This is a genomic window from Gilvimarinus gilvus, from assembly GCF_030518155.1.
Taxonomy (GTDB): domain Bacteria; phylum Pseudomonadota; class Gammaproteobacteria; order Pseudomonadales; family Cellvibrionaceae; genus Gilvimarinus; species Gilvimarinus gilvus.
The window spans coordinates 1-433 of the sequence record NZ_JAULRU010000098.1; the positions used below are offsets into that span (position 1 = coordinate 1).

Annotated in this window: 1 protein-coding gene; it reads left to right on the plus strand. The window is 68.4% G+C overall.

Annotation, left to right across the window (positions count from 1 at the left end):
- Positions 1-10: 10 nt before the first annotated feature.
- Positions 11-433 (plus strand): DUF1853 family protein (locus QWI17_RS00490; protein WP_302720538.1); only part of this gene is annotated, 423 nt, incomplete at its 3' end.

The following is a 433-nucleotide window of genomic DNA, read 5'->3' on the forward strand; positions in this document are numbered from 1 at the left end:
TGCTCGCAGGATGACACCCTTCAGCCAACTCCAAGATCTGCCCCGGCAACTGCAGCGCCCGGCCGTACGCGACCTGGCCTGGGCAGTGCTGTCGCCGCCCTTGCTCGCTGGCGCGCCCTGCCCTCAGCGCCACCCGCTGGCGGGCAGCCTGTGGGCACAGCAGCCGCACCGCCTGGAGCAGTGGCTGCGGGCGCTGGATAAGGATGACCATCCGCTGCGCGACTGGCTGGCGAAACTGGGCAGCCGGCGCCTGGGGCTTTACTACGAACGCCTGTGGCAATTCGCCCTGCGCCACGCACCGGGCATTGAACTGCTGGCCGCCAACCTGGCCATTCGCGAGGGCGGCCTGACCTTGGGCGAGCTGGATGTACTGCTGCGTGATGCAGACGGGGTCCAACACCTGGAATTGGCGATCAAGCTGTACCTGGGCCCG